This window comes from Aeromonas sp. SCS5 (genome assembly GCF_001887375.1).
Lineage (GTDB): Bacteria > Pseudomonadota > Gammaproteobacteria > Enterobacterales > Aeromonadaceae > Aeromonas > Aeromonas jandaei.
This window is the reverse complement of the sequence record NZ_LFCS01000013.1, coordinates 121,755-137,791: the sequence shown is the minus strand read 5'-3', so window position 1 is coordinate 137,791 and position 16,037 is coordinate 121,755. Positions and strand designations below refer to the sequence as shown.

The window sequence follows — 16,037 nt, the reverse complement described above, 5'->3', positions numbered from 1 at the left end:
CATGCTAAGCAAACACCACATCGTCAACTGGCTGCTCGACTGCGAACACATCTTTACCGAGCAGCGTGACTACCTCACCGCGCTGGATACCGATATCGGCGACGGCGACCACGGCCTCAACATGCAACGCGGCTTCGCCAAGGTGGCCGAGAAGCTGCCCGCAGTGGCGGACAAGGATATCGGGCAGGTACTGAAAACCACCGGCATGACATTGCTCTCCTCGGTCGGCGGCGCCAGCGGCCCGCTCTACGGCACCTTCTTTATCCGGGCCGCGGCCAGCAGCGATGCCTGCCAGAGCCTCAGTCTCAGCCAGCTGTGCAAAATGCTGAGCGACGGGGTGGAGGGGATCGTCTCCCGCGGCCGCGCCGAGCCGGGCGACAAGACCATGTGCGATGCCTGGTGGCCGGCACTGGCCGCCCTGCAACAGGCGCAGCAGCAAGAGTTGCCCCTCAACGACGCGCTGGACAAGGCAGTAGCGGCCGCAGCAGCCGGTACCGAGGCCACCATCCAGATGCAGGCCCGCAAGGGGCGCGCCAGCTATCTTGGCGAGCGCAGCATCGGCCATCAGGATGCCGGGGCCACCTCGACCCTGCTGCTGCTGACCGCCCTGCGTGACAGAGCGAGGTTATGACATGATCGGAATCGTAGTTGTCTCTCACAGCGCCATGCTGGCGGCCGGATTGAAAGCGCTGGCCGACCAGCTCGGCAGCCCGGCCAGATTGCTGCTGGCGGCCGGGGTCGATGATCCCGACCACCCCATCGGCACCGACGCCATCGCGGTGATGAGTGCAATTGAAGAGGCGGATGACGGCAGCGGTGTGCTGGTGCTGATGGACTTAGGCAGCGCTCTCCTGAGTGCCGAAACCGCCCTCGAATTGTTGCCGCCTGATCTGAGCGCGAGGGTACGGCTCTGCCCCGCCCCGCTGGTCGAAGGTACTCTGGCCGCTGTGGTGGCGGCCGGTTCCGGCCTGACGCTGGATGAGGTGGCCGCCGAGGCGCTCGGTGCCCTTGGCCCGAAACAAGCGATGCTGCCTGCCAGCGCAGCGCAGGCCGCCACCGAGACAGCCCCCGTTGCCGACGACGGCTGGCTGCGCTGCGAGGTGGTGGTGGATAACCCCCACGGCCTGCATGTGCGCCCCGCCGCCCGGCTGGTAGCCGCCCTCAAGCCCTTTGCCGCTGAGCTCAAGCTGCAAAAGGGGGATAAAGAGGCCAATCCCCGCAGCCTGACCCGGCTCGCCATGCTCAACGTGCGTCAGGGCGACCAGCTCACCCTGCTGGCGCGCGGCGAGGATGCCACCGCCGCACTGACCTGCTTCCAGCAGCTGGCCGCCGAGCGCTTCGGCGACTGACGCCACTGCTTCAAGGGGCTGCACTCGCTCGCTGAGCCTGTGCAGCACCACTGTTGTGCAAGTAAAGACGAAGGAGTCCCCGGCACTGCCGCCCCTTCGCCCCGATTCTTAATTCATAAAGAGAGAGGGATAGAATATGGACCGCATTATCATCAGCCCCAGCAAATACGTGCAAGGCAACGGGGCCCTCGCCAATATCGGCAACTACGTCAAAGCGCTCGGCAGCAAGCCACTGATCCTGGCCGACGCCTTCGTCACCAAGCTGGTCGGCGATACCGTGGCCACCAGCTTCCACGGCGCGGGGATCAAGCCCGAGTTCGACTGCTTCAACGGCGAGTGCTCACGCCCCGAGATCGACCGCCTGCTGGCCCGCTGCAAGCAGACCCCGTTTGACGTCATCATCGGCATCGGCGGCGGCAAAACGCTGGATACCGCCAAGTCGGTCGCCTTCTATCAGAAGGTGCCGGTGGTCATAGTGCCGACCATCGCCTCCACCGATGCTCCCACCAGCGCGCTGGCGGTCATCTACACCCCGGAGGGGCAGTTCAGCGAATACCTGATGATCCCGACCAACCCCAACATGGTCATCATGGATACCGGCGTGGTCTCCCGCGCTCCGGTACGGCTGTTGGTCTCCGGCATGGGGGATGCGCTCTCCACCTACTTCGAGGCGCGCGCCAACAAGGTTTCCGGTTGCCAGACCATGGCCGGTGGCGCCTCCACGCTGGCGGCGCAGGCCATTGCCGAGCTCTGCTACAAGACCCTGCTGGCCGATGGCTACAAGGCCAAGCTGGCGGTAGAGCAGGGGCTCTGCACCAAGGCGGTGGAGAACATCATCGAGGCCAACACCTATCTGAGCGGTATCGGCTTCGAGAGCAGCGGGCTGGCCGCCGCCCACGCCATCCACAACGGCCTGACCCAACTGGCCGAGTGTCATCACCTCTATCACGGCGAGAAAGTGGCGTTCGGTACCCTGGTGCAGCTGGTGCTGGAGAACGCCCCGATGGAGGAGATCGAAACCGTTCTGGCCTTCTGCCGCTCGGTGGGCCTGCCGACCAACCTGCATATGATGGGGGTCAAGGAGCTGGATATGGCGCGCCTGATGGAGGTGGCCAAGGCCTCCACCGCCGAGGGCGAGACCATCCACAATATGCCGTTCAAGGTCACCGCCGAGGATGTGCTGGCGGCCATCGTCACCGCCCACCAGCTGGGGCTGTAACCGCGCTACCACTGACCTGCCATATAACACGGCCCCGCATCTGCGGGGCCGTTTCGTTTTCTGCGGGCCAGTTGGCGACGGGTCGCCGTCAGCCGTGATAGTCGGCGGGATCGATCTGGAGCAGTTTGAGCCGCCGCCAGAGGGTGGTGCGGCTGATGCCCAGATGCTGGGCCATCTGGCTCACCTGTCCCTTGCAGGCGTGAGCGCAGCGCAGGATGGCTTGCCGCTCCAGCTCCGCCAGCGTGAGCAGCGGTTGCCCCACCACCTCATCCGCCACCCGCTGATAGCCGTGCCGAATGGCTGCGGGCAGCGCCTCGGGCGGGATCGGCCCCTGACCGGCGTGAAGCAGCGCATGCTCGACGGCACTGCGCAGCTCCCCCAGATTGCCGGGCCAGGGATAGGCGAGCAGACAGTCGAGGGCCGCCGGACTGAACTGGCGCACCGGTTCGCGCCCCTGCGCCGCCAGCTGCTGGCTGATAAGGCCCGGCAGGTCCGCAGCGCGCTCCCGCAGCCCCGGCAGCCAGAGCTCGCACGCCTGCAAAGCATAGAGCAGCTGGCGGCCAAACAGCCCCTCCTGCACCAGCTGCTCCAGCGGAGCGCTGCTGGTGGCGATGATCCGCACCTTGAGCGGCAGGATACGGGCTGAATCGAAGCGCTGGATGCGGCCGGTCTTGAGCAATTGCAGCAGCGCCGCCTGCATGGGGGCAGAGAGACACTCCACCTGCTCCAGCACGAGGGTGCCGCCGTGGGCCAGCTCGAACTTGCCCGCCCGCTCCTGCCCCGCCTCGTCGGAACCCATCAGCTCCAGCGCCATCCGCTCGCTCGGCAGCGCCTTGCAGTTGAGGGTAATGAGCGGCCCGGCGGCCCGCTCACTGCCAAAGTGGATCGCCTCCGCCAGCTGGGCCTTGCCCACCTCCTCCTCGCCGCGCAGCAGGATCGGCCCCTGACTCTGGGCCGCCTGCCGGGCGTAGCGCAGCAGCTTGCGCATGGCGCTCGACTCCCCCACCAGCGCCGACAACTCGGGCACCGTCTGGCGCAACTGGTGAATGGCCCGCAGCCGATCGACCGGGTGCAGCAGGGCGATAAAGCTGACCCCCTCCGGCCCCGGCAGCGGCTTGAGGCTCACCAACGCATTGATAAACTCCCCCTCCTGCGCGCCCAGCCGCTCCAGCGTCACCTCCACATGGCTGAGCGGCGTCTGCCCCCTGATGGCCAGCTGCAACCGCTGGGGTAGCAGCAGGTGCTGCTCCAGCGGCTGGCCGAGACAGAGCGCCGGATCGAGCCGCAGCCGGTGTGCCGCCAACGCGTTGAGGTAGCGCAGTCGGCCCTGCGGGTCCCAGGCCAGCACACCGTCATCCATGCCATCGAGCAGGGCGTAAAGTTCGCTCAGGTGATGCTGGGACTCCTGCATCAGGGTCTCCATCTGCAGCAGATGGGCCAGCTCGCGCCCGGCGCTGACGGTAAGCGCCAGATCGCCGGCGCTCGCCTCCTCCACCTTGCAGACCAGAGCGATGATGGCGACCTGACGGCCATTGCTGTTGTAGACCGGGCTGGCGCAGCTGTGCCACGGATGGAGGGTCTGGTTGAAGTGCTGGGCACCACTGACGCAGAGCGGCACCCCCTCCAGCGCCGCCAGATTGATGGCATTGGTGCCGATGCGCCCCTCGCTGAAAAAGGCGCCGGGGCCAAACCCCAGCGCCGCCAGCTCGCGCAGGGTGTCGGGGTGACCGGTTTGGGCCAGCAGACAGCCGCTCTCGTCGGTGAGCAGCAGGACGCAGGGGCGCCCCTCCATAAATTCGTAGAGATCTTCGAGGGCCATCTCGCCGGTAGTGAGCAGGTCGCGCTTGCGCTGGCGCAGGCTCTGCAAGGTCTGCCCCTTGGCGCAGTGGGGTGGATGCCAGAGGGTGGCACTGGTCTGGTGGGCGCAGCGCAGCCAGGATGCCTGCAGATAGTCGGGCCAGGCGAGCAGCGGCTGAAGGTCAGATGGCATGGTCACAGCAATATCCGGCAAGATGTGAGCCGACCATTTAACCACGCCAGCGCCCCCGATTCAGTGACCTGCCTCAGAGGGTGGCAAGCCCGCCCTCCTCCCGATCGGGTTCACCGTCGGCAAATTGCTGGCCGAGCCAGTGGCAGAAGGCACGGCACTCCGGCATTCCCTCGCTATCCTGATGCACCAGCAGATTCCACTGCGGCCCCTTGACCCGACGGGTGGAGAGCGGCAACAACTGTCCCTGCTGACGGGCGGAACGGGAGAGCAGTTCGCTCACCAGCGCCACACCGAGTCCGGCGCTGGCGGCCTCAAGCAGCAGGCCGGGATCGGAGAAGTTGAGTCCCCGGGTCTGCAAATGCAGATCCTCTCCCCCCCTCAGCGTCCAGTGATGCCAATCCAGTTCCCGCTCGCCGTGCAGGGTGGTGCGCTCCCCCGCGGGTCGGGACAGCACGGTTGCGGTGGCCACCGGCAGCAAGCGATCCGCCAGCAGGTGCTGACGGCGACACTCGGCCTGCGGCCCAAGATCCCAGCGCAGGGCAAGATCGACGGTCTGCTCCGCCATGTCGGGCTCTTCATCGCTGGTAAACAACCAGAGATCGATATCGGGATGCAGGCGATGAAACTCCCCCAGTCGCGGTAGCAGCCAGTGGCGAGCGATGGCGGTGCTGGTGTTGAGCACCAGCTGGTTCGGTTTGCGGTACTGCTCCAGCCGCTGGATCCCCATCGCCAGCTGCAACAGCACGCTCTGGGTGGTCTCCAGCAGATCCTGCCCCGCATCGGTCAGCACGACCGAACGCCCCTGCCGGTGAAACAGCGGCTGGCCGAGCAGCTCCTCCAGCGAGCGGATCTGCTGGCTGATGGCGGACTGGGTCAGGTGCAGCTCCTGCGCCGCCTGATGAAAACTGCCGAGTCTGGCCGCCGCCTCAAAGCCCCGCAGCACGTTGAGCGGGGGCCACTGCTTGAACACCATTGATTAGCTCCACTTATCACTTTTACGGAAAATTGATCGTTTGTTCGCCACCAACTGCGGGAATAGTCTATCCCCATCGTCAGCAATCTTAATAGTACCTAATCAGGGTGGTGATATGCGGAAACAGGGAATCGTGGCAAAGGGCTGGTTTATGCCCGCCGAATGGTGTCAGCACACAGCGACCTGGATGGTCTGGCCCCACAACAAGGCGCTGTGGGAGTCAGGTTGGGGCGTCACCCTCGCCGGAGTGCAGCAGGACTTCGCCCGGGTGGTCAATACCATTGTCCGGTTCGAGCCGGTCAAGCTGGTGGTCGACCCTTCCGCGCTGGCCGAAGCGCGCGCGCTTTGTGACCAGCGGGTCACCCTTGTCCCCATTGCGGTAGATGACAGCTGGTGCCGCGACTCCGGCCCCACCTTTATCTGCCACCCGGAACTGGGCCGTGCCGGGGTGAGCTGGCGCTTCAACGCCTGGGGCGGCAAATCGGCCCACCCGCTCGATGAAGGGCTGGCTCGCCGCATCCTCAACAGTCTGGAGCTCGATACCATCGGCAGCTTTCTGGCCAACGAGGGGGGCGCCATCCATGTGGACGGCGAAGGCACCCTGATCACCACTGAATCGGTGCTGCTCAACAGCAATCGCAATCCGGGGATCAGCAAGGGCGAGATCGAGCAAATCTTCAGCCGCCTGCTCGGCATCGAGAAGACCATCTGGCTGCCGGGGGATCCCGACCATGTCACCGGCGACATGACCGATGGCCATGTGGACGGAGTCTGTGCCTTCAGTCGCCCCGGCCAGCTGCTGGTGGACGCCACCCGCGATACCAGCTCGACCTATGCCCGTATCGTCAGGGAGAACCGCCGCGCCCTGATGCTGTCCACCGATGCCAGAGGGCGCACGTTCGAGCTGCAGGATCTTTACGAGGCCAGCGAGGCCATCGATGCAGAGGCCGAGGTCTTTTGTGCCTCCTACACCAACTTCTACATCGCCAACGGCGCCATCATCATGCCCGCCTATGGCGTGGCCAGCGACCGGGAAGCGGCAGCAGTGCTGCAGCGCGCCTTCCCGCAGCGGGAGGTGGTGCCGGTGCAGATCAACCAGCTGGCACACGGCGGCGGCGGTATCCACTGCATCACCCAGCAACAGCCGGCATGGCCGGTACAAGGATAAGAGGATGGGCAACATCACCGTCGCAACGACCCAGTTTGCCTGCAGCTGGGATCTGCCACGCAATCTCGATATGGCGGAGAGTCAGGTGCGGGAAGCGGCCGCCAAAGGGGCGGGTCTTATCCTGCTGCAAGAGCTGTTTGCCACCCCCTACTTCTGCATCGAGCAGCACCACGGCCATCTGGCGCTGGCCGAGTCGTTCGAACAGAGCCGGGTGCTGCGCCGCTTCTCGGCACTCGCTCGCGAGCTTGGCGTCGTGTTGCCCATCAGCTGGTTCGAACGGGCCGGCAACGCCTTCTTCAATTCGCTGGCACTGGCGGATGCTGACGGCAAGCTGCTTGGGGTCTATCGCAAAACCCATATTCCCAATGCCATCGGCTATCAGGAGAAGGAGTACTTCAGCCCCGGCGATACCGGCTTTCGGGTCTGGGAGTGCGCGGCAGGGCGGATCGGCGTCGGCATCTGCTGGGATCAGTGGTTCCCCGAGGCGGCCCGCAGCATGGCCCTGCAGGGGGCTGAGCTGCTGCTCTATCCCACCGCCATCGGCTCGGAGCCGGGGGCGGCCCATCTCGCCTCCCGCGATCACTGGCAGCTGACCCAGCGCGGCCATGCCGCCGCCAACATCCTGCCGGTGATAGCCGCCAACCGGATTGGCAACGAGGTGGCCACCACGGATCCCGACCTGCAGATGACGTTCTACGGATCCTCGTTCATCACCGACCACAAGGGGGCGCTGCTCGCCGAGGCGGACAGAACCACCCCGGGCGTGCTGGTGCAGGAGCTGGATCTCGCAGCCATGGCCGAGGAGCGCATGAGCTGGGGCATCTATCGGGATCGCCGCCCGGAGATGTATGGCACCTTGCTGAGTCTGGATGGCCACCAGAGCCGGATGACAGGCAATCACAGAGGAGTGTTGGCATGACAGAGAGACTATCCCGCACGCTGGCGCTGCTCGCAGCCATGTTGTGCACCGGCACCGCAGCAGCGCTCGCTCAGGAGCAACCGGCCGACAAGGTGCTGCGCCTCTACAACTGGGCGGACTATTTCGCCCCCGATACCCTCAGCGCCTTTACCAAAGAGACCGGGATCCGGGTCATCTATGACGTCATGGACAGCAGCGAAACCCTCGAAGCCAAGCTGATGGCCGGTCACAGCGGTTATGACCTGATCTTCCCCGGCGACACGGTGGCGGAGCGGCTGATGCGTGCCGGCAGCCTGCAACCGCTCGACAAGAGCAAGTTGCAGCATCTGGCCGACATCGAGCCGGGTTTGCAGCGGATCCAGCAAGCCTATCCCCATTCACGGGATGCGGTGGTCCCCTACACCTGGGGCACCATAGGGCTCACCTACAACGCCGGGATGATCACACAGAGGATGGCGGATGCCCCGGTCAACAGTCTCGACCTGCTGTTCAAGCCGGAGCTGGCGGCCAGGTTTGCCGACTGTGGCATCTCCATCATCGACTCCCCCGACGAGGTGCTGGCGGTGGAGCTCCACTATCTGGGACGTGAACCCCGCAGTGGCAAAGCGGCGGATCTGGATGCGGCCCTGGCCCTGCTCAAGGGGATCAAACCCTATATCCGCAAATTCCAGTCCCAGCCGGCCACCCAGCTGGTCAACGGCGACATATGCCTCTCCCTCGGATACAGCGGCGACATGACCCAAGCGCGTCGCAGCGCCGCCGAGGCTGGCAAGAAGGATCAATTCGAGTACCGTTTGCCCAAGGAAGGGAGCACTATCTGGATGGATACCATGGCGATCCCGGCGGATGCCGCCCATCCTGAATACGCCTACGCCTTTATCAATTTTGTGATGCGCCCGGCCAACATGGCGGCCATCAGCAACAGCACCGGTTATCCCACTGCCAGTGCCAAAGCAAAATCCATGGTTGATGCGGCCATGACCGGCAACCCGGATATCTATCTGGATGACGCCACCTATCAGCGGCTCATCCCGGGCCAGGATATCGCGCAATCCGCCATGCGAGCGCGCATGCGGGCCTGGACTCGCTTCAAGAGCAGCCTATGAATCATAAGGAGTTTCTCATGCCATCCCGACGCAACGTATTGAAACAGCTGGCGGCCATCGGTGCGCTGGCCGGGCTCGGCAACCTGCCCGGCAAAGCCTTCGCGGCCGACGGCGCTAACCCGGAAGAGAGCGCATTGGCGAGCGCCAACACGCCCTTTCATATGCCGGAAGAGTCGACGTTCCAGACCCGGGTCTGGGTCGCCTTTGCCGCCAGCTCGGCCATCTGGGGCCGCGATTACAAGGAGGTGCAGGCAACCATCGGCCGGCTGGTGCAGGCCATGGTGCCCTATACCCAGGTCAACGTGCTCTGCCGCGAAGCCGAACAGGCACTGGCCCGCCAACTCTGTGGCGAGCAGAACACCCGCTTTATCGTCGCCGAGCTGGACGATATCTGGCTGCGCGATACCGGCGGGGTCTTCGTTCAGAACGGCGAAGGGGAGCTGGGGCTGGTGGATTTCAACTTCAACGGCTGGGGCGACAAGCAGGAGCACGAACAGGATGCGGGGGTAGCCGAGCTGGTCAGCAAGCAGGCGGATGCTCACTATCTGCAAAGCAAGCTGACTGGCGAGGGGGGCGGCATCGAGGTGGATGGCAACGGCACCGCCATCCTGACCGAGAGCTGCTGGCTCAACAGCAACCGCAACCCGGGGGTGAGCAAGGCGCAACTGGAGGCGGAGCTGAAGGCCAATCTGGGGCTGCGCAAAATCATCTGGCTGCCGGGCATCAAGGGCAAGGACATCACCGATGCCCACGTCGACTTCTACGCCCGCTTTGTCCGCCCCGGGGTGGTGGTGGTCAATCTGGACAACGACCCGGAATCCCACGACTACGAGGTGACCCGCCAGCATATGGCCATCCTCAAGCAGGCCACCGATGCCGACGGCAACAAGCTGGAGCTGCATGTGCTGCCGCCCCCGCTCGATGGGCGGGACAACCGCTTTAGCCGCAGCCGCGACTTTGCCGCCGGTTATATCAACTATCTACCGATCAATGGTGCGGTGATCGCCCCCGAGTTTGGCGACAAGGCCGCCGATAGCTACTGCCAGGAGCTGCTGACCCGCCTCTACCCCGGCCGCGAAATCGTGCAGATCAATATCGATCCGGTCGCCGCCGGTGGCGGCGGCATTCACTGCATCACCCTGCACCAGCCCGCCTGACCCTCATCTACCCACAAATAACCCGGGGCGTTGCCACGCCCCGGGTTATTTCGCCATGCCCATTTTTGTTAACCACAAGCCCCTGAACCAGCCGCCGCTCTGTATCTTGGCCAGCTATGTCATATGGATGTCACCTCGATCACACTCCTGAGTTATTCAAGAAACCGAGGCTGGGCGGTACTTTCCAATACTGCTCCAGAAGTGTATTTTCTCAGTTATGAAAAACAGAGCCAAAGGAGGATTCCTAGCAAATATATTTGATATCATAAAAACAATAAGTGTTTGATTTTAAGCAACTTTTTTGGGTTACATCAGCATAACTCTGACTTATATGGAGGACTCTATTGACGGATTGCAGAATGCCACCTTTCATCTAATCACGTTATTAGGAATGATTAGACAACTACAGCTGGAGGAGAGTATGGAAACCATAGTAAGAACAAAAAAAGAACTCGAGCAGGCCAAGGAATCAGGAGCTGATATCATCCTTGTAAAAGGCGAGTTAGCAGATAAATTGAAGAGAGCGAAGAAAGTAGCACAGCTAAGCGGGGTTGCTCTTGCGGCATTAACAGCTGCTCTGGGAGCTGCAACACTTACTGCTCCAGCAACAGGTGGAATATCTTATTTGGCGGCCGCTCCTGTTGCTGCATTAACAGGTGTAGAGATCGCAGCAATCATCGCGGCAGCATCACTTGGTATCGGGTTAATTGTTGCTATATTTATGGGCTATGAGGAAATTGAGTACTCAGAGGGTAGCTTAAAACTCAGAAAGAAACGTAAGTCATGAGTAAATTCTATCCTATCTAACTAAATTCGGACTCCCACCTTTCTGAGCGTAACAGATCTAGTGATCACCTGACACCGGCCTCAAACCGGTGTCTTGGTTACTCTACTTTAGTGCGAACTTCATTCGGTATCAATTTCAGCCCTTAGGACATTCGCGTCAATCTATTCCCCCGCTATAACGCCCACTCCTATTTCCCCTCTGCCAGATGCCGCTGATTCACGGAAATACCGGAACGGCGGCATCTCGATTCTCCTATCAGTTTCGCTATTCGAAGCAACATGGGCAGTAACACGAGTTGCATACGAGTTGGCACAAATCGGCCACTGCCTGTGGCTGGCCTGTTGCGGACCAAATCGTGGCGCTGGGGCTGGACAGGCGTCGGTATAAGCAAAAATTGGGGCATTTAACACAAACCCATAAATTCAGCTTATACCGCTTGCCCGCTCTGCTTTACCGCCATAAGTTACCCGCATTTCCCCTCTGACGGGTCACCGCCGACTTATGGATACAACCGGGACAGCGGAATCTCGCTCGTCCGATCACGCTTCGCCCATCGAAGCGGCATGGGACGGCAATAAACAAAAGAGCCGCCCTTTTGGGCGGCTCCTGGCATCAGCAGTTGATTACTGAATCGTCTTTTTACTGAATCGTCACTCGGCCTTGGCCGCTTCAACCGCGGCGGTCGCCGGTTGGTCATCTTCCTTGATCCAGGCATCCAGCAGGGTGTAGCCCACCGCCAGCACCACGGGGCCGATAAACAGACCGATGATCCCCATCGCCAGCAAGCCGCCGATAACCCCCACCAGAATGAGGATCAGCGGCAGATTGGCGCCACGTTTGATCAGGAAGGGGCGCAGGAAGTTGTCCATGGTGCCCGCAAACAGTGACCAGACCAGCAGGAAGGTGCCCCAGGTGGTGTCGCCGCTCCAGTAGAGGTAGCCGATACAGGCCAGCAGCACCGGGAAGGGGCCGATCTGGGCGACGATCAGCAGGAACATCACCACCACCAGCACCATGGCATAGGGGATACCGGCAATCAGCAGGCCGACACCGGCCACCGAGGATTGCACCAGCGCGGTCACCACTACCCCCATGGCCACAGCACGGATCGCCTGGGAGGCCAGCACGGTAGCGTTGTCGCCCCGCTGCCCGGCCAGACGGTGGGCAAAGCGGCGAATGCCGGTCGCCACCACTTCACCGGAGTGGTAGAGCAGGCCGCAGATGCCGACGGTCAGCAGGAAGTGAACGAACAGCAGCCCAAGATTGCCCGCCTGAGCGGCGAGCCAGCGGGCGGTCTGGCCAAAGTAGGGAGCCAGCTTGGCAAACAGCACCTGACCACCGCTCGCCAGAATTTGTTGCCAGAAGCCGTAGAGCTTGTCACCCACCAGCGGGATCTGTTGCAGCCAGAGCAGCTCGGGCGGCGGCGACTGGCTGATATTGGTGCCCAGCTCGATCAGCATGGGTGCCTTCTCCGCCACATTGGCCAGCGTCATAAAGAGCGGAATGACGAACATCAGCAGCAGCACCAGCGTCATGAAGAGGGCCGCCAGCGACCGCTTGCCCCACAGCACCCGCTGCACCATCAGCATCAGCGGCCAGGTGGCGATGGTGATCATGGTGGCCCACACCAGTGCAGGCAGGAAGGGCTGCAGCACCAGGAAGCAGGAGATAATCAGGATGCTGAGAAACAGCACCCCCAGGGTTATCTTGGCCAAATCCACTTTTTTCATGTTCATAGGGTTTCCCTGTCAGGGCATCCGCCCCTGGGTCGAGAGTCTTGTTTCAAGAGAGATAGTATCCACCAGAGGCCAGCGCTCAACCAGAGCCCCTGCCCGAAAAAGAGCACAAACTGACCAAGCAGGATAGTGAGCGAACTACTGGTCAACAGTGGCAATGCCCACGCGCCCGCCACCATCAGCAGCATGCCCGCCAGCACCACGGCGCCGGTCAGCCACGGGCAATAACCGTCACGCACCAGCGTGGCCCGCCCCCCGAGCCAGAGGCCCAGCGCCGCCAGCCCGATCCCGGCCAGATGGGCCGACTGGCTCAGGCCAGCGCAAACCAGTGCCGCGGCGATCAGCAAGCCCCAGGCGGAAGCGCGCTGATCCAGCCGCCAGTATGGGCGAACCGCCAGCAGCAAGGCGCCAATCAGCAGGCCAACCGCCACATCGGAGATAAAGTGCACCCCGAGCCAGACCCGCGCCAGACCGGTGGTGAGGGCCAGCAGCAGCGCCAGCGAATAGGCCAGCCCGCGCCGGGCAGGCCAGAGCCAGCCAAGCAGCGCGCCCCAGAACAGCAGCGCCGAGGCGGTGTGACCGCTCGGCATGCCAAAGCCCTGGGCACTGTGAGTCGCCAGTTCAGGTTGCAGATGGAAGGGGCGCGGCCAGCCGATCCCCTCCTTGCTTGCCTGCACCAGCAGCCCGAGCCAGAGCATGGCAAAGAGCAGCTGGCGCAGCCGCGGCCACCCCAGCAGCGGGAGCAGCAAAGGTATCAGGGCAAGCTGAAAGCCGCCTGAACCAAACAGATTGCTGACCGACAGCCACCAGACATCGGGCCCCAGCCACTGTTGCAGGCGCATCATCAGCGGGATCTCGGCCTGATGCAGCGCATTGCCCTGCGCCACGAAATCGGCCTGCCAGCGCACCTCGCTCTCGGGCAGCTCGCCAAGCCGGGCTTGCAGCCAGTCGAGCTGATCGGGGAAGCGGCGCTGCTCGCGGGGCAGCTTGTCCACCGCAATCAAGCGGGCGTTGAGGATCTCCCCGCCCAGATTGGGAGCCTGCAGCAGCGAGACAAAATCGGAATCTTGCTGGGCGACGACAGGCTCAAGAGTGCGGCAGGCAAAAACCTGCGCTTTCTGCCAGCGGCCAAGATCCGCGACGACTTCGCCGCGCAGGCCGGTCTCTTCATACAGCTCGCGCAGCGCCGCCTGCTCGGGGCGCTCGTCGCCATCTATGTAGCCGCCACTGAGGCTGTAGCGAGAGGAGATGCGATCCTGCACCAGCAGCAGTTGATCCTGATGGCGGATGGCGCAGACTGCCGCCGTCGGTTCGGCGCTCAGGGCTGGCAGAGCGGCAAACAGCGCCAGCAACAGTAAAAAGAGGGTTCTCGACATCAATTTGCTTTCCCTATGCACAATGGCGACAAGCCTCCCAGAAATCAGATAGTTGGGCAATGCTGGCGGCCTGTTCTGCGCTGATCCGGCCATGATGGCCACACCGGGAAGATTGCGATGAGCGAGGGCACTCCCTACTATTGGCGGCTATCTTCAATGTCATGCAGCAACCGCTGGAGCCCTCCATGAGACAGTTCGGCTTTTTCCTCGGCATCGCCATCGGTGTCATCCTGATCCTGTTCGGCAGCATCGTTATCTTTCAGGCCCTGCCTGCGGCACTGGACGTACTGGAGATGCCAAGCCGCATCCCGTTCGTGCGCGAGGTCTACACCTGGCTGATGACCAGCGCCAACGGCCTCACCGCCCAGCTGGAGCAGAACTTCCTGGAAGCGTTCCAGACCGTGCTCAAGCTGATCCTGCTCATCACCTTCATGTGGGTCTGCGTCAAGCTGGTCAACATGGGGGTGCTGATTATCCGTGCCGGGGTTGACCTCATCCGCACCGCCATCGCCCACAGCGAAGGCAAGGAGGAGAAGAAAGTCGAACCGCAGGATCGCTTCTGATCACCGACCTGACCGGCCAATTGCACTGAACGATGACGCCCCGCGAGGGGCGACATCTTTTATGCAACATATGGCAGGCAATCGACCCCTTACGGCCAGATCCCCCGCTTTTCCCTTGTTAATCAGCAAACTGCCCATATGTTGCGTGGTCAGGACAGCAGCGGGGCACGCCTTCGTTGCCGGCCGGTTTCTATCCAGCGGCCCGCCTCTGGTATAATCGACCACCCCTTTTCCCCGTTATGGAGCCGGTTCATGGCCAATCATCCGGAAAGCGCCCTTGAGGTTCGTCTCGACAAGTGGTTGTGGGCTGCCCGTTTCTACAAGACCCGCTCGCTGGCGCGGGATCAGATTGACGGCGGCAAGGTGCACTACAATGGTCAGCGCAGCAAGCCGGGCAAACAGGTGGAAGTGGGGGCGCTGATCCGCTTCTGGCAGGGGCAGGATGAGCGGGAAGTGCGGGTGCTGGCCATCAGCGATCAGCGCAAATCGGCACCGCTCGCCCAGCAGCTCTATGAAGAGACCGCCGAAAGCCTGAAAAAACGGGCCGAAAACAGCGAGGCGCGCCGCTTCAACAGCCAGTTTGCGCCGAGCCCGGAGCGTCGCCCCGACAAGCAGGAGCGGCGCCAGCTGCTCAAGGTCAAACAGTACTGACCGCCCCCGATTTGATACCGGGCTGGCCTCAACCCCAGCCCGCCCGATTTACCTCACCGAAGAACCCAGGAACATATGATGAGCAACCAAGATCTGCTGTATCGCTATCTGTTTGAAGAGTACGAAGTACGTGGCGAGCTGGTCCAGCTGGATCACACCTACCGCCACGTGGTGGAAGCCCAGAACTACCCGGTGCAGGTACAAAAACTGCTGGGCGAGCTGCTGGTCGCCACCAGCCTGCTGACCGCCACCCTCAAGTTTGAAGGTTCCATCACCGTTCAACTGCAGGGCGATGGCCCGGTGCGTCTGGCCGTCATCAACGGCGACCACAACCAGCAGCTGCGCGGCGTGGCCCGCTTTGAAGGCGAACTGCCGAGCGACAACAAGCTGCAGAGCCTGATCGGCAACGGCCAGCTGGTCATCACCATCACGCCGGATCAGGGCGAACGCTATCAGGGCATCATCGCGCTGGACGCCGACACCCTGGCTGGCTGTCTGGAGCACTACTTTGCCCAGTCCGAGCAGCTGGCGACCAAGCTGTGGATCCGCACCGGTTACCACGAGGGCGAACCGCGCGCCGCCGGCATCATGCTGCAGGAGCTGCCCGCCCAGAGCGAAGATCACAGCAACGACTTCGAGCACCTGACCCAGCTCACCAGCACCATCAAGGATGAAGAGCTGTTCGGTCTGGAAGCGGAAGAGATCCTCTACCGTCTCTACCATCAGGACAAGGTGCGGGTGTTCGATCCGCAGGCGGTCGAGTTCCGCTGCACCTGCTCTCGCGAGCGCTGCGAAGGGGCCCTGCTGCAGATAGAAAAGGAAGAGGTGATGGATATGGTGCAGGAGCTCGGCAAGATCGACATGCACTGTGATTATTGCGGCGCCCAGTACCAATTTAATGGGATCGATGTCGAAACCCTGTTCAGCAGGGCTCCCGGCAATGATGCAAACAAGTTACACTAATTAAAGGCGGGCAAAACCCGCCTTTAACTTTAATAACAAAAAAACACCCTATTTTATAAAGTTTGATGGCGATCGCTAAA

General features: G+C 62.5%; 15 protein-coding genes. 11 read left to right on the top strand and 4 right to left on the bottom strand.

The window, feature by feature from the left end:
- Position 1 precedes the first annotated feature (1 nt).
- The 3 genes from dhaL to BS300_RS17110 all read left to right on the top strand — a co-directional run bounded on the left by dhaL (position 2) and on the right by BS300_RS17110 (position 2,568).
- Positions 2 to 631 carry a dihydroxyacetone kinase subunit DhaL gene (gene dhaL, locus BS300_RS17120; RefSeq protein WP_040067693.1) on the top strand — a complete coding sequence of 210 codons (630 nt, stop codon included), beginning with the start codon at positions 2 to 4 and terminating at the stop codon, positions 629 to 631.
- A 1-nt stretch (position 632) separates the two neighbouring features.
- Complete coding sequence (gene dhaM / locus BS300_RS17115; protein WP_071914187.1) at positions 633 to 1,349, top strand: dihydroxyacetone kinase phosphoryl donor subunit DhaM; 717 nt, start codon at positions 633 to 635, stop codon at positions 1,347 to 1,349.
- Positions 1,350 to 1,485: 136 nt separating this feature from the next.
- The gene (locus tag BS300_RS17110; RefSeq protein ID WP_071914185.1) at positions 1,486 to 2,568 is read left to right on the top strand and encodes a glycerol dehydrogenase; all 1,083 of its coding nucleotides are present in this window, start codon (positions 1,486 to 1,488) and stop codon (positions 2,566 to 2,568) included.
- 88 nt (positions 2,569 to 2,656) lie between these two features.
- Here BS300_RS17110 and dhaR read toward each other — a convergent pair whose 3' ends face one another.
- Positions 2,657 to 4,558, bottom strand: a complete 1,902-nt coding sequence (gene dhaR, locus BS300_RS17105) for a dihydroxyacetone kinase operon transcriptional regulator DhaR (protein ID WP_071914224.1) — start codon at positions 4,556 to 4,558, stop codon at positions 2,657 to 2,659.
- Positions 4,559 to 4,631: 73 nt separating this feature from the next.
- The gene (locus BS300_RS17100) at positions 4,632 to 5,531 is read right to left on the bottom strand and encodes a LysR family transcriptional regulator (protein ID WP_071914184.1); all 900 of its coding nucleotides are present in this window, start codon (positions 5,529 to 5,531) and stop codon (positions 4,632 to 4,634) included.
- Positions 5,532 to 5,646: 115 nt separating this feature from the next.
- Here BS300_RS17100 and BS300_RS17095 point away from each other — a divergent pair, with 115 nt between their 5' ends.
- From BS300_RS17095 to BS300_RS17075, 5 genes are all read left to right on the top strand, one after another.
- Positions 5,647 to 6,699, top strand: a complete 1,053-nt coding sequence (locus BS300_RS17095; RefSeq protein WP_071914181.1) for an agmatine deiminase family protein — start codon at positions 5,647 to 5,649, stop codon at positions 6,697 to 6,699.
- Between the two features lie 4 nt (positions 6,700 to 6,703).
- On the top strand, positions 6,704 to 7,618 hold the full coding sequence (gene aguB / locus BS300_RS17090; RefSeq protein WP_071914179.1) for an N-carbamoylputrescine amidase: 915 nt from the start codon (positions 6,704 to 6,706) through the stop codon (positions 7,616 to 7,618).
- Positions 7,615 to 8,724, top strand: a complete 1,110-nt coding sequence (locus BS300_RS17085; protein ID WP_204378243.1) for an extracellular solute-binding protein — start codon at positions 7,615 to 7,617, stop codon at positions 8,722 to 8,724. The genes aguB and BS300_RS17085 overlap by 4 nt, the downstream gene beginning before the upstream one ends.
- 17 nt (positions 8,725 to 8,741) lie before the next feature.
- Positions 8,742 to 9,881 carry an agmatine deiminase family protein gene (locus BS300_RS17080; RefSeq protein WP_071914219.1) on the top strand — a complete coding sequence of 380 codons (1,140 nt, stop codon included), beginning with the start codon at positions 8,742 to 8,744 and terminating at the stop codon, positions 9,879 to 9,881.
- A gap of 421 nt (positions 9,882 to 10,302) precedes the next feature.
- Entirely contained in the window at positions 10,303 to 10,668 is a 366-nt protein-coding gene (locus tag BS300_RS17075) for a hypothetical protein (protein WP_071914217.1), read from the top strand.
- Between the two features lie 650 nt (positions 10,669 to 11,318).
- Here BS300_RS17075 and ydiK read toward each other — a convergent pair.
- Both ydiK and BS300_RS17065 read right to left on the bottom strand, forming a co-directional pair.
- Entirely contained in the window at positions 11,319 to 12,404 is a 1,086-nt protein-coding gene (gene ydiK / locus BS300_RS17070; RefSeq protein ID WP_071914178.1) for an AI-2E family transporter YdiK, read from the bottom strand.
- On the bottom strand, positions 12,401 to 13,780 hold the full coding sequence (locus tag BS300_RS17065; protein WP_071914176.1) for a phosphatase PAP2 family protein: 1,380 nt from the start codon (positions 13,778 to 13,780) through the stop codon (positions 12,401 to 12,403). The genes ydiK and BS300_RS17065 overlap by 4 nt, the downstream gene beginning before the upstream one ends.
- 185 nt (positions 13,781 to 13,965) lie before the next feature.
- Between BS300_RS17065 and BS300_RS17060 the strand changes: the two genes are divergently transcribed.
- The 3 genes from BS300_RS17060 to hslO all read left to right on the top strand — a co-directional run bounded on the left by BS300_RS17060 (position 13,966) and on the right by hslO (position 15,957).
- Positions 13,966 to 14,343, top strand: a complete 378-nt coding sequence (locus tag BS300_RS17060; RefSeq protein WP_033113750.1) for a hypothetical protein — start codon at positions 13,966 to 13,968, stop codon at positions 14,341 to 14,343.
- Between the two features lie 252 nt (positions 14,344 to 14,595).
- Positions 14,596 to 14,994 (top strand): ribosome-associated heat shock protein Hsp15, encoded by a 399-nt coding sequence (hslR, locus tag BS300_RS17055; RefSeq protein WP_033113739.1) that lies wholly within the window; start codon positions 14,596 to 14,598, stop codon positions 14,992 to 14,994.
- Between the two features lie 78 nt (positions 14,995 to 15,072).
- Entirely contained in the window at positions 15,073 to 15,957 is an 885-nt protein-coding gene (gene hslO / locus BS300_RS17050; RefSeq protein ID WP_033113738.1) for an Hsp33 family molecular chaperone HslO, read from the top strand.
- Positions 15,958 to 16,037 lie beyond the last annotated feature (80 nt).